We start from the raw sequence: 13,458 nt of genomic DNA, 5'->3' as shown, positions 1-13,458 counted from the left end.
AGCCCATAATGGGTTCTTCTTTTTTTTAATTAAGAATTAAATATTGATATGCAAAAGAAACAAAATGTAATAGTTTCAAAGGAAGTGTTGATTCCTTTTATTTTGGTAACCTCTTTATTTGCATTATGGGGATTCGCCAATGCTGTAACAGATCCTATGGTCCAAGCCTTTAAAAAGGTGTTGGAATTATCAAACTCACAAGCAGCATGGGTGCAGATGGCATTCTATGGGGGTTATTTCTGTATGGCATTGCCTGCCGCCATGTTTATGAGAAAGTACTCCTACAAAGTTGGGATACTCATTGGATTGGGCCTTTACGCTATGGGCGCATTGATGTTTTACCCAGCGGCAGTTACAGAACAGTTTTGGTTTTTCTGCTTGGGTCTTTACATTTTAACCTTTGGTTTAGCCTTTTTAGAAACGGCAGCCAATCCTTATGCTTTGGCAATGGGTTCCAAAGAAACGGCAACGCAACGATTAAACTTAGCGCAGGCGTTTAACCCAGTGGGACTAATTGCTGGCTTGTTTGTGGCACAACAGTTTGTATTAAAAAATTTAAAATCTGATGATATCTCAGATTTTAGTGCTTTAGACGAAGCTTCTAAAACCTTAATAAAAACATCCGATTTATTGGTTATAAGAGACCCTTATGTCATTCTTGGTCTTGTAATACTTGGGGTTTTTGTGTTGTTTTTGGTAAACAAAATGCCACAATCAAAGGAAGAAGGAGGGATGCCAAATATCTCAGAAACCTTTACGGTTCTTTTTAAGAACAAAAAATACACTTTGGGTGTTTTAGCACAAGTGCTTTATGTAGGCGCACAAATTATGTGTTGGACCTATATTTATCAATATGCTGAGGCTATCAATATGGATAGTGTGACTGCCGGCTATTATCAAATGGGGGCCTTCATAATTTTTACCATAGGAAGGGCTATTGGCACCTACCTTTTAAAGTTTATGAGTTCTGGTAAATTATTAATGTACTTTGCCCTATTGGCTATGTTGTTTGTCTTTGGTACTATTTTCATTAGAGGTGTTGTTGGTTTATATAGTTTAGTGGGTGTATCTTTTTGTATGTCCTTAATGTTTCCAACCATATATGGTATAGCATTAAAGGATTTAACCGAAGAACAATCTAAAGTAGGGTCTGCAGGTCTGGTCATGGCCATTGTAGGAGGGGCATTGATGCCAAAGTTGCAAGGTATAATTATAGATATTGGAGGTAATGGGGTCGCCGATGTAAATGTATTATCGGTGCCAGAGGTTAATATCTCCTTTGTTTTACCGCTGTTGTGCTTTACTTACATTGCTTGGTACGGTAAAAAGGTGTTTACTAGTTATGATAGATAGAAAAAAACAGATTTTAAAAAACTAAAAAATAATTATGAAAGAGATATTTTTGAAAACAGTCATCAGGGTTTCATTTTGCCTTATGTTTATTTTAGGCTTTAGTTACTGCAGTAGTAGTAATGATACAGAAAATGGTGGTAATAATTCCGAAGAGAATAATCCACCTCAAGATTTTAAAACATTAAACTATAAAACCTTCAGTCAAACCAGAATAGCATTTGGGGCAGGCCTTAGCCAAAGTAAAATAGCCACCTTTACTTTGAATGAAGATAATACTAATGTTAAGTCGGTAAAAATGTTTATACAACTAGACTGCCCCAGTGTTGGATGCAATATTTGGGATGTTTATGCCAATATTAGTATTAAGGACAAAAAAACAAATAAGTGGTTTGAATTAGGAAGATATATAACACCTTATGGTGTTGATACATCTCAATTGACAAGAGGTATTGAAATAGATGTTACAGATTTTAAGACGATGCTACAAGGCCAGGTAGAATTACGGGCTTTTATCGAAACTTGGGGAGATGATGGTTGGAATTTATCTGTAGATTTTGATTTTGAAGAAGGCATCCCAGACTATCCATATTATGCCGTTTCTGAAGTTATTGCATATAATGGTTTGTCTTTAGCAGGTGTACCTTATGGAAGTAGTACTGCGGGTTTTGATTTAACAAAAACCATAGCCATACCTAGTAACGCCTTTAGTACGCATTTAAGAACCGTAATTTCTGGATGGGGACATGCCACTCCTGCTGATAGTGATGGTAGAGGTTGTGCAGAATGGTGCTTTAGAACTCATCAAATTAAAATTGATAATGCCCCCAAATTTACACACGAGTTAAAACCTATTGGCTGTGGTAGTAATAAAATAAATCCGCAACGTGGTAATTGGTCACCAGATAGGGCAGGGTGGTGCCCTGGAATGGCAGTACCTGTTAGAATTGATAAGTTTGATAGGGCAAACTCAAATGTAACCTTTAATTTTGAATACGATTTTGAGGATTGGGTATCGGATGGAGGTACACAAAGCGGACAAACAGGAGCCTTTTATGCTATTTCCACTTATGTAGTTGTTAAAAGTAAAACCCCAATTGATGCCCCGATAATTACAAACTAAAAATTGACTACTAGTAATTCTTTTTTTAATTTACCAAAGACTAGAGCATTTCATAATACTTTTAAAGTTATTCAAAAAAACCCATAATGAACTAGCATTATGGGTTTTCTAGTGGGATGGTAAATCATTTTACTTTTTATTTAGCTGCTATAGCTTCAATTTCCAGTAGCCAGTTTTCATTGTATATACCTGTAATTACAATGGTTAACGCTGGTTTTATATTTAAAAGCTTTTGTTTTCGAAGTTGACCAACTTCGGGCAAATATTTTCTGTCAGAAACAAAAAAGGTAACTTTAACGAGATTATCTAAGGTCATGTTAGCCTCTTTTAATTGGGCTTCAACGTTGGACCATGCCATAGTGCACTGATCTTTAATATTATTTGGAACTTCTCCTTGGGCGTTTATGGGAACTTGACCGCTAATAAATAATAATTCAGAGAAGTCTGATATCTTAACCGCTTCCGAATAACTCCAATCTGCTCCACCGCCTATGTTCTGTTTTTTAAATTTACTCTCTTCTGGATTTTGACCAAAACTAAGGTTAAGACATAGAATGGTAACAGTTAAAGCAATAAATTTCTTAATTCCTGGTTTTTTATTTTTCAGTTTTAGTGTCATAGAAATAAGTTGGTGTTATTTAATAAGAACTGCTGTTCCTGATAACTCAATTAATTTTTCTTTACTATAAAGGGATGAAATTCCAATAAATACATTTGGAGGCATCTTTTTTTTACCGTAGAGTTTTTCTCTAACCCTAAAAAACATATCTAGGTCTTTCTCTGGGTCATAATCGACTATGTAGATTTTCATTTCCACTAAGTCAGAAAAAGATGCTCCAGCCTGTGCTAACCTTTTTTCAATAGCTTTATATGCTGTTTCAAGCTGTTGTTCTTTCGTTTTTCCAGTACCTACTTGACCTGCTATATATATGTTTTTGAAGTTTTCATGTTCTACGCATACAACATTGGTCAATGCTGTAATGGGATCTATATACTCTTTAGTAATTGTTTCTTTTTTTCTAGAAAATGAATAGTTTGAGGGTCCTGGTTGTAAAATATCTTCAAAATATTTTCTCCATATTCCATTTTTTAATGTCTCTCCATATTCGTGGAACTCACCATATTTAGTCTTTTCAAAAGTAAGTCGATTTTCAGGGTTAAAGTAAACTAGAAATTTACCATCCATAAAATATCCTTTTGATTTTTTATAACTTTCAGTTTTACTTGTAGGTTGGTAATAATAACAGCTATCATTCGCGCTATAGGTTATTACCGTATGAAGTTGAACACTAGAAGAATTAACATCTAAGGTAATTGCATTGCCGTCTAAAATATAATTTGCACTTTCACTTACTTTAACTTTTGTAGTGTCATTTTTTTGGAACGAATAAGAGTTTCCAGTCCAATTTCCAATCAAGAAGGATAATTTGGTCATATGTTGTTTTTCAATTTCTTGTGCGTACACAAGGCTTATTGCAGTTTGTAGCGCTAAAACCAGTAGAGTCAATCTAGTTCTTAATATTTTTTTAGTCATTTTAATTAAAAATTTTAAATGTATCCTTAGTCAAGGATTATTATTATTGAACCCGTTGTGCATTTTGAAACATTCAAACGAAAATTAATGTCAGTTCGAGTGATTTTGAGGAACGAAAAATTGTATCGAGAACTTTTTTCTTACAAAACTCTTAATTCTCGATACAAATTTCACTCATTTCAATCGTGAAATCCACTCGAATTGACAGAGTTTAATTAAAATGCACAACGAGTTATTATTTATTTCAAAGATAACCCGTTTATTATTTCATAAAGGCCTTAACAACCATAATTTCGGTGTCAGACTCATTAATAATTTTATAAGAACCTGCATGAGCTGGAATCACAAAGGTTTCGGCGTAATTAAAACGTTGGCGCATGCCATTTTCAGTTTCAACTATAATGCTTTTGCCTTCTACTAAAGATAATACATGGCAAATGTTATTGGTTTTAACCTCTACATTAGTTTTTAAATGAAAACGGTGTACATCGTACGAGTGTTTCTCATGGGTTGGTAAGTGATACAAGGTCCAATCTTCTCCTTGTTCTAAAACATACGGATGCGAAATTAATTTCTCTTTTACATAGTCTCCTTTACGCTCAAAGGATAGGTTCTCCATACCACGTTCAATATTTATAGGTCTTGGTTTTCCATCTAAATCTACACGCAACCAATCGTACATTTTAAAAGTAAAGATATAGGGTGTGGCACTAATTTCTAATACAAGGTTATCTGTACCAGAACCATGAATGGTCCCTGGAGGAATTAAAAATAAATCGTGCTTATTAGAATCATGAACCTGTACGTGTTTTGTAATATCTATCTCTTTGTTGTTTTCAAAACTATATCTTAAATCAGCTTCAAAAGCTTCAGGGTTGATATCCTCTTGAAAGCCTAGGTAGCATTTTGCGTCTTTTCCAGCATCTAAAATATAATAGGTTTCCTCTTGGGTAATGGGTTCTCCAAAATGCGTCTTCATGTAATCTAAATGCGGATGACATTGTATAGATAGGTTGCCCCCATCAAACGTATCAAGAAAATCAAACCGAATAGGGAATTCGTAACCATATTGGTTGGCATGTTTACCCATTACAGCGTTTAATTCTTGATACATTAAGCAATCAAATGATATCTCAAGCAAATTATCATCACTTTCAAAAAGCAAACCGTTTTCTGGTACTATTAGTTCGAAAGACCAAGCATAATTAATGACGTCTTTGTTTAGGCCATCAATCTTATTAATTATCCATTGACCACCCCATGCTCCTGGTTCAAACCAAGGACGCACTCTAAACATGTTTTGAGACATTTGTTTTAAACCCGCTCTAATATCGCTTCCTTTGGCCCATGTAATGTTATTGATACGTTGCTCATCAATAAAATAATCTACGTCTTCTAAAATATCTTTTTTATGTGCATTTAAAACAATCCAATCTATAAAATAATAGCGTTTGTACATGGGTTTGATAGCCTCTGGTTTAGAAGCCCCAATGTTTAAAATACTTTTTGCCCTGGCTCTAAATTGAAGCTCGTTTTTTGGTAAATCTATATATACCAAAGCACCTTCCCATCTGGCTAAAGTGGCTCCTACACCTATAATGATGTTTACATCAGCATCAAGATTAGGTTTTAAATGGGCTAGTTTTTCTTTGCTAAAGAAATCTTCTAACTGTAGGGTTGTGCGCTTTCCAAAAATGGGGTCGTCTCCTCCAAGAAAAGGTGCTATCAGGGTATCAATTTCTGCTTCTGGCCTTAGGGCAGTTTCGGTATTAAACCAAGCCACATCTTTTCCTTTGCTTTTAAATGCTTCAGTTATCTGGGTTTTTATCTTATCGAAAAATACACCAATGTAGCCATCAATGATAATAGTTTTTTGGTCTGCAAGTTCATCTACCAAACTGTTGATATTTGATGAAATTTTTCCAGTTTCTAAACGTATTGAAGGATATAAATCATACATCCCAATAGGCGATTCTTCCTTTTTCTGTGGTAGTAAGTATTGGTCTGATTTTCTTAGTGTTGAATGGCTCATAGCGCTTTTATTCATTTTTAATGTTTGCATAATTTTCTAATAGCTGTATGGCTTTGTAAAGCACACCAGCCGAACCACGAAAAGTTCCAGAACCTGTGGGCTTATTCTCTACGGTATACCACTCGTAAAAACCGTTGTTGTCTTTAACGCGTTTTACCATGGGTTGCAGTTGTTGATAGGCTTCTTCAACAAATCCGTTTTCAACAAGTTGCTGTATCATACGACCACCAAACCAGGTCCAGTCGCCTCCATTTTGATAACCGTAAGGCACCATTCCGGGGCTTTCAAACATACCTTTCGGATATGGAGGATACATGGTTAAGCCAATGGAGCCTGCTCCAGATGCTTTAACGTTTTCAATCATCTTTTCCAGTGAAACCTTAATCTGCTCTTTTGATAATAGTCCAGCTTCTATGGCTACTGCAGTACCGCCATGGTATAAAATTTCATTTTCATTAAACTCTTCGGGAAATGGCGACCCATTTAAGTATACGTGCGGAATGAATTTTTTATTTTCTTCATCCCAAAGGTGCTCCATCGTGTTTTTTGAAATATTGTTGCGTATGGGTTTCCATTTTAATTTGGTTTTTGGCACGAGCTCCATCATATTATCTAGGGCAATTAACATCATGGCATTGTCATAAATATCTACACAGTACTTTGTGCATTCTGTAAGATATACTCCCCAATTATGACAATGTTGTACATCACCCCAATCTGCTGTAGTAGCTCCCCAGATTAATCCGTGCTCTTTACTCCAACGATGATTCAACAAAAACTCCATAGACCACTCCAAACGTTCTGCAATGGTTTTGTCTCCTATTTTTTCGTTGAGAAACTCAATATCTCCTGTTTTGGTAACATATTTATAAACTGACTGTACAAGCGACGACTCATGGTCTGTTTCTACTGTATTTTTATGACCCGTATATATTGGCTCTAAATCGGTTTCATAATACGTATAGCCACCTTCTGTATGTACTGCTTTTTCTTTTGGTATAAAACCATCTAAAATATTTCCATCATCGCCTTGCAATCGGAAAAACACGCGAAGGTTTTCCTTTAAAGTTTCCTTTGGATATACTTCAGCAGAAAGCTCAATAAAGGTGTTGTAGTCTCTAATCCAAACTTCTCCATAGCCATCGCCGGCATTGAAACCAGTTTTAACAACTTCTAGAGCTTTTTGTTTGGTAAAAGTAAAGTACTCGTTAGATAAAATCTGTTCTTTTAAAACAGGGTTTTCGTTTTTTGTATTTGCTTTACAGCCAATTAAAAGGCATACTAAGATTAAGTTTAAATATTTCATTAATTATTTAATTTATTTAGTCTGTGATATACTAATTACATTTTTTGCAAAACAGGAAGTATCGTATCATAGGTTTTATTATCTATTAAAATAGCACTTCCCATAAATGCCGATTTTTCCTTTAAATCGGATACTACGATATCTACACGCAAGTCTACGCTATTAAAATAACTTTTAAGAGATTTTCCAAATAAAGGGTAGGCCCTGGAAATATTACCTCCTAGTACTATTACCTCTACATTTGATTTTCTTATCCATGGATGAAGAAAGCTTGCCATTTTTTCGCCAAAATCTTCAAGTAGCTGTTTTGCATCTGTGTTAGTTCCACATAATGCTACGATGTCTTTTACACCCTCGCATTTATATCCTGTTTTTTGTTCAAACCTGTTAATTAAACCACGGGTGGAAAAATAATCGTCAGCAACTGAATTTTCAAATGGCAAGTGCCATAAGCACCCACCTTGTGGCACCTCATTACCATGAACAACCGGCACGCCATTTTTTATAAAAGCAGAACCAAACCCAGTACCTAAGGTTATGGATAGGATGGATTTGTAGGTTTTGGCCTTTCCAAATTTGGCTTCGCCAAGGGCAAATGCAGTGGCATCATTTATAAATCTAATTTTTACCGGCTGGGATAGGTTTAAAAATTCTGTTAGCCGTTCTCTAACATTCATACCGTAGGTGTGCTCGTATTTACCATTTTGCCCATTAAAACAAGAAATGCCATTTAAGTAATCAAACGGTCCTGGCATTGCAAAACCTATACCTGCAACATTGTTTACCCCAATTTTAGCAATGCTATGTTTAATTACCGTGCCCCAGGCTTGTATTATAGCGTTGGGCATAGCATGGTTATCAATACAATTTTCGGAAAAAGTGTCAGGCAGTAATTGCTGGTTTTCTAAATCGAATCCCATACAACTTATGTGGCTTCCGCCAACATCTACTCCAATAGCTATATTTTTCATTTTATTGTTTTCTTAAATGATTACTTTACTGGGGTAATTGTTTTAAATGCCTCAATAGTTTTTGGTATCGAATCCATTTCTAATTTTAACATACCACCTTTTAAAACTGAATCGCGGTATATCCAACGCTTATCTACATCTTTATTGTTGAATGTGACTTTTTGTACATATTTGTTTTTAAGCGAATTATTATTAGCTTGGATTATTAAGTTTTTCCCGTTGCCTAATTTGATATCTATATGGTTAAATACTGGACTACCTATTTGAAAAGTGGCATCCTGTTCTACAAGTCCTTGTACATCAAATAACCCTAAAGAAGCCATTACGTACCAAGCACTTAACTGCCCTTGGTCTTCATCCTGACCATAGCCGTAACCGTGTATGCCATCTGTTCCATAAAATTCATCACAAATGGTTCTAGTCCATTTTTGTGTTAACCAGGGTTTTCCCGAATAGTTAAATAGCCAAGGCATGTGTAAGCAGGGTTGATTACCATGGTTATATGCAAAGCTTAAACCTGAAAATGCATCAATATTTTCAGCCCCGCCACAAAAGGCATTTTTTTGTGACGCTTCAAAAACCTGATTCAAGCGCTTGTTAAACTCGTCTCTTCCCAGTTTTTCAATTAACCCTTGAGGATTATGAGGAACAAAAAAGGTATAGGAGTTGGCATTTCCCTCTTGAAAACCTCTCCAGGGCTGAGTAGGGTCAAAGTTATCAACAAACTTTCCATCTAAATCTCGAGGGCGCACAACAGCTAACTCCTCATCAAACAAATTTCTCCAGTTATCTGATAAGGCCATCAACGTATTGTAATCATCTGTTTTACCTAACGCTTTTGCCATTTGTGCACCGGCGTAAGAGCTAAAGCTGTACTCTAAAGACCGAGATACCGAATACTCTGAAGCAATTGAATCTTCTCGACCCATCTCTAAAGGAATATAACCTTTGGTTAAGAATGGTTTGATATCAATTTTTCCTGCACCTCGTGCCCTGTTATTATATTCAAGATTATCCTTTAAAATAGCTTCATATGCTAATTCTACATCATAGTCTTTAATCCCCGAATTATAGGCACCAGCAATAACCAAACCAACAAAGTTAGTTCCAACACCTGATACATAACGGCTGTTAGCCAACCCATCTCCTAGCCATCCGGCATCTTTATATACTTGCAAATGTGTTTGTACAAAATCATTTAGGTATTCAGGCCAAACCAACGTCCACAATTGGGTTAAGTTCCAGTAGCCTCCCCATATAGCATCGGTATTGTAAAAATTAAACTTTGGGTTTCCATCTTTATCTAATGGTATCTGGCCAATGGTACCATCGTTTTTAGGATATGCACCATTCACATCATTTGCAATCCCTCTTCCAAGTAGTACATGGTATAAAGCTGTGTAAAATTTTATTTTATCGGTTTCATTATCTCCTTCTACCTTTATTTTACTTAACTCATTATTCCATATTGTTTCAGCTGAAGCTAAAGCATCTTCGAATTCTAAATCTTTGGCTTCTGCTTCTAAATTTAACTTTGCATTTTCTATAGAAGTATATGATAAACCAACTTTCACATCAATAGCTTCGTTCTGTTCTGTATGGAACGTTAAATATACACCTGCACCCAAGCCTGTGGTTTTGGATTTGTTATTTTGTATTTTATCCCCATTAAAAACTCCAAAAGTTTCAGGTTTTTTGTTGATTTGAGCGATAAAATACAAAGGTACTTCGGCACCATTTTGATATTTATTTACGTACTTAGGTGTCGTAATAACGTAACCTTTTACATATTGAGCGCCGTCAAACTCTACAAAGGCATCTTTTATATTACCGCTTTCGCCCAATTCATTTCCTATATCAAAAAGTATATTTGATTGGGAAGATTTGGGGAAAATGTACCGATGAAAGCCCACACGCTTCGTTGCGGTTAATTCGGCAGTTACATTGTAGTCTTTTAGTTTTACCTTATAGTATCCTGGCTTCGCTACTTCATCAGCGCGGTCAAAGTTGGAGCGGTAGCCCTTCTCAACCTCTTCCAGTTTTCCTGGTATAGTAATTAGTTTTCCTGTTGTGGGCATTAACTTAATACCACCAATTTGAAATTCGTGTAGGTTAGCGAACCCTTCTATTGATGTGTGCCTTTCATCGTATCCCACGGCCTCAAAGCCATGAACGTTGCCATAATGCCCATCGGTTGTTGGTGCTAATTTTGCCATACCAAAGGGTAGGGAAGCTGGGGTGTAAAAAAACCATCGGCTGTGGGCGGTTCCTATATTTGGATTGACATATTGAATTGTATTAAATACTTTTTCATTGTTATTTTTGGTACACGATTCTAATCCTAGGAAAATGAGACACAGTAAAACAGTATAAAGTTTTGATTTTTTGATTAAAAAGTTCTCTTTAAACATTTTGTTTGATTTTTAATTATTAACTGGAGGTGGTGTTTTGGTTCCCCATTTTTTATTTGGTTTATTACCCAACCATATTTCTAAGGTGCCTCCTTCGGCAAAATCCTTATGTAAAAACCAGAAGTTTTTAAGTTTTTTACCGTTTAGTTTTGCCTTTTTAATGTAGCAGTTCTCTTTGCTGTTATTGTAGGTTTTGATAACAAACTTATCTCCCTTGTAATAGTCATTATTTAATGCGATAGTAATTTGGTCAAAAATCGGTGCTGTAATTTCGTAGTACGGGGTTTGAGACTCTGTACCAATAATATTAAATAGCCCGATAGACATTAAAGCACTAACGCCACCCATTTGTCCTTGGTCTTCATCGTGACCGCCATAACCTAAATCTGGTGTAATTCCGCCATAGGCTTTTTCATTAACCTTGCGTACCCAGTATTGGGTTAACCAAGGTGCATTGGCATAGCTAAACACATGTGCATTCGAGCATCCTGGTTGGTTGGCATAGCTTATATGTCCTGAGCCATAGCTGTGTACAAAACTGTTTTCTTCTTCCTGATCAAAGGCGTAGTTTAGTTTTTTTGTGAGTTCGCTATCGCCTCCCATAAGCGCTGATAAAGTAGAGATATCATGCGACACGCCCCATGTGGCTTGCCACGCATTGGCTTCTACGTAGCCCCATCCTTTTAACGGGTCTTCATGTACAAAATTTCCTTTAGGGTCTACTGGGAATAATAATTTCTGTTCTGGATTGTAACACTTTTTCCAAGACTGCGAACGTTTAAAAAAGTAATTGTAGTCTTCTGTTTTTCCTAACTTTTTGGCCATTTGGGATGCTCCCCAATCTTGAAACGATGCTTCTATAGTAATACCCGCATTATTAGGCCACCAGCCGTTTTTATCATAAAAATCTAGGTCGTTTGCAAAGAATGTTCCTCCTCCCATCATACCTCCAGGGAAATGGTTGTTTTTTATTTGTTGAAATGCATTTTCATGGTCTGTTTTTGTTAAAATATCTTTCATAAAAGCACTTACAATAAGATTTGTTGCTGGGCATCCCGTCATAATAAAAGAATATCCTCCTCCTGAAGGTCCCCTTGGAAGCAAACCACCATTATTGGAATAGGCTACCATTGATGAAGCCATATCATCTTGAATCTCTGGCCATGCTAAGCCCCAAAGCACATTTAAATTCCATTGTGTTAACCAAAAAGCATCTGAGTTATACATATTATGTTTAACCTTACCTTCTGAATCTAACCCTGGATTTTTAACAAGAAAATTAGCGTCGGTTACAAAGCCATCTGTTAAATTTCCTGTATTGGTTTTTTCGCCTGTAGTTCTGTCAGGGTAGTCGCCGTTAACATCGTTTATGCGATGTCTTCCTAATAACACATGCCATAAATCGGTGTAGAATTTAATACGCTGTGCTACTGTGCCTCCTTCAACATCAATTTTATGTAGCCATTCGTTCCATATATTTCTACTATCTTCAGCTACTTTGTTGAAGTCCCAAGTGGTACATTCTGTGTTTAGATTATTCCTTGCATTTTCTATGCTTGTATAAGAAATGGCAATTTTCATTTGTATTTCTTCTCCAGCTTTTACATGATGTATGGAAGACACACCAGCCTCGTTCCCTTTTAGGGTTTTAATGTCTTGAAACCTCTCTTTGCCATCCCAACCTTCTAATGTTTTCCATGGTTTGTCTAATTGAACAACAAAATAAATTTTCACATCCTTAGGGCCAACATTATATGCTCTGTCCACAGAACTAATTGAGCCTTCATATTCTTGCGTATTGATTTTCTTTACATCTGCATTGGTCATTCGGCTGTTGCCCAACAATCCGCTTAGCGAAAGTAAAATTTGGGCTTCTGTGTTTTCTGTCCATTTAAAACGGTAAAAGCCAACTCTATCAGTGGAGGTTTGCTCCACCCAAACCTTACTGTCTGGTAAGTAAACACGATGGTATCCCGGTTGTGCTATTTCATCGTCATGTTTAAATTTCGATTTCCAAGCGTTTTCGCCTTGGGTGGGGTCAACACTAGCCAATGTTGGCATAAGGTTCAAACCAGAAAGTGTCCATGCATGGATTTGCGGGAAGCCTAATATTTCATCTGAAAAGTAGGCATAACCACCACCGCCGTTATTCCAGTTTTTGGTCATAGGCGCAGAGCAAGTAACCCCATAAGGTCTGGAGCCTGTTGCAAATAAAAAAAAGCGACCTCTATTTGTTTCAATAAAAGGGTCAACCCACTCTACGGGTTCTTTGTATTGTTTGGGCGATGAGAATACCTCTATTTCTGAAAGGCCAGCGTTTTCATTTACTGCATCATTAATAAGAAAGCGCACAAACGCTACTTTTTTATCTGAAAACGTAACGGCTTTTGCCGTACCACCTTCGGGTAGTTCTACAGCCATAGTACTACCATCACTAAATTCTAAAGTACCATTTAGCACTCTCCCTTCTGATGTGGGATAATTGTAAATAACCACTTTGTTAACCCATTGCGATGTTTCCCAAGTAAGTTTTACCCATGCGTTCTCTTTGTTTGCCAACCAGTTACCTTTGCCATGAATTGCTATAACGTTGTCGTTTATATGGTCATGGGATGACTGATTGATAGAAGAAGAAGCCGATGCTTTAGCTGTTGTAGCAATATTTTTAGACCCTGAATACGCAAATTGCGCTATTGATGCTATTACTAATATTAAAAACTTGTATTTCATT

General features: G+C 36.3%; 9 protein-coding genes. 2 read left to right on the top strand and 7 right to left on the bottom strand.

The features are described 5' to 3' along the window. Window positions 1–48: 48 nt before the first annotated feature. Window positions 49–1,353 carry an L-fucose:H+ symporter permease gene (gene fucP / locus E1J38_RS02190; RefSeq protein ID WP_133354347.1) on the top strand — a complete coding sequence of 435 codons (1,305 nt, stop codon included), beginning with the start codon at window positions 49–51 and terminating at the stop codon, window positions 1,351–1,353. A 34-nt stretch (window positions 1,354–1,387) separates the two neighbouring features. Further along, window positions 1,388–2,473: a peptide-N-glycosidase F-related protein gene (locus E1J38_RS02185; protein ID WP_133354349.1), complete on the top strand. Its 1,086-nt coding sequence runs from the start codon at window positions 1,388–1,390 to the stop codon at window positions 2,471–2,473. A 136-nt stretch (window positions 2,474–2,609) separates the two neighbouring features. Here E1J38_RS02185 and E1J38_RS02180 read toward each other — a convergent pair whose 3' ends face one another. The 7 genes from E1J38_RS02180 to E1J38_RS02150 all read right to left on the bottom strand — a co-directional run bounded on the left by E1J38_RS02180 (window position 2,610) and on the right by E1J38_RS02150 (window position 13,457). After that, window positions 2,610–3,092, bottom strand: coding sequence for a RidA family protein (locus E1J38_RS02180; protein WP_133354351.1), 483 nt, complete (start codon window positions 3,090–3,092; stop codon window positions 2,610–2,612). A 15-nt stretch (window positions 3,093–3,107) separates the two neighbouring features. After that, complete coding sequence (locus tag E1J38_RS02175; RefSeq protein ID WP_133354353.1) at window positions 3,108–4,007, bottom strand: RidA family protein; 900 nt, start codon at window positions 4,005–4,007, stop codon at window positions 3,108–3,110. Window positions 4,008–4,269: 262 nt separating this feature from the next. Next, on the bottom strand, window positions 4,270–6,069 hold the full coding sequence (locus E1J38_RS02170; protein WP_255449758.1) for a class I mannose-6-phosphate isomerase: 1,800 nt from the start codon (window positions 6,067–6,069) through the stop codon (window positions 4,270–4,272). Next, complete coding sequence (locus E1J38_RS02165) at window positions 6,047–7,345, bottom strand: GH36-type glycosyl hydrolase domain-containing protein (protein ID WP_133354355.1); 1,299 nt, start codon at window positions 7,343–7,345, stop codon at window positions 6,047–6,049. The genes E1J38_RS02170 and E1J38_RS02165 overlap by 23 nt, the downstream gene beginning before the upstream one ends. A 35-nt stretch (window positions 7,346–7,380) precedes the next feature. Then, window positions 7,381–8,316 carry an ROK family protein gene (locus E1J38_RS02160; protein WP_133354357.1) on the bottom strand — a complete coding sequence of 312 codons (936 nt, stop codon included), beginning with the start codon at window positions 8,314–8,316 and terminating at the stop codon, window positions 7,381–7,383. Between the two features lie 20 nt (window positions 8,317–8,336). Continuing rightward, window positions 8,337–10,727, bottom strand: coding sequence for a GH92 family glycosyl hydrolase (locus E1J38_RS02155; RefSeq protein WP_133354359.1), 2,391 nt, complete (start codon window positions 10,725–10,727; stop codon window positions 8,337–8,339). Between the two features lie 12 nt (window positions 10,728–10,739). Then, a complete protein-coding gene (locus tag E1J38_RS02150) occupies window positions 10,740–13,457 on the bottom strand; it encodes a GH92 family glycosyl hydrolase (protein ID WP_133354361.1) in 2,718 nt (905 codons plus the stop codon). Between the last annotated feature and the right edge of the window lies 1 nt (window position 13,458).

Origin of the sequence: Seonamhaeicola sediminis (assembly GCF_004358095.2) — a bacterium.
In the GTDB taxonomy this organism is placed as follows: Bacteria; Bacteroidota; Bacteroidia; order Flavobacteriales; family Flavobacteriaceae; genus Seonamhaeicola; species Seonamhaeicola sediminis.
This window is presented reverse-complemented; position numbering and strand designations above follow the sequence as displayed.

What these genes read in the sequence shown, in the direction of transcription:
- E1J38_RS02160 (WP_133354357.1), bottom strand. Translation starts at nt 8,316, where the DNA reads ATGAAAAATATAGCTATTGGAGTAGATGTTGGCGGAAGCCACATAAGT.
- E1J38_RS02155 (WP_133354359.1), bottom strand. Translation starts at nt 10,727, where the DNA reads ATGTTTAAAGAGAACTTTTTAATCAAAAAATCAAAACTTTATACTGTT.
- E1J38_RS02180 (WP_133354351.1), bottom strand. Translation starts at nt 3,092, where the DNA reads ATGACACTAAAACTGAAAAATAAAAAACCAGGAATTAAGAAATTTATT.
- E1J38_RS02185 (WP_133354349.1), top strand. Translation starts at nt 1,388, where the DNA reads ATGAAAGAGATATTTTTGAAAACAGTCATCAGGGTTTCATTTTGCCTT.
- E1J38_RS02175 (WP_133354353.1), bottom strand. Translation starts at nt 4,007, where the DNA reads ATGACTAAAAAAATATTAAGAACTAGATTGACTCTACTGGTTTTAGCG.
- E1J38_RS02170 (WP_255449758.1), bottom strand. Translation starts at nt 6,069, where the DNA reads ATGCAAACATTAAAAATGAATAAAAGCGCTATGAGCCATTCAACACTA.
- E1J38_RS02165 (WP_133354355.1), bottom strand. Translation starts at nt 7,345, where the DNA reads ATGAAATATTTAAACTTAATCTTAGTATGCCTTTTAATTGGCTGTAAA.
- fucP (WP_133354347.1), top strand. Translation starts at nt 49, where the DNA reads ATGCAAAAGAAACAAAATGTAATAGTTTCAAAGGAAGTGTTGATTCCT.
- E1J38_RS02150 (WP_133354361.1), bottom strand. Translation starts at nt 13,457, where the DNA reads ATGAAATACAAGTTTTTAATATTAGTAATAGCATCAATAGCGCAATTT.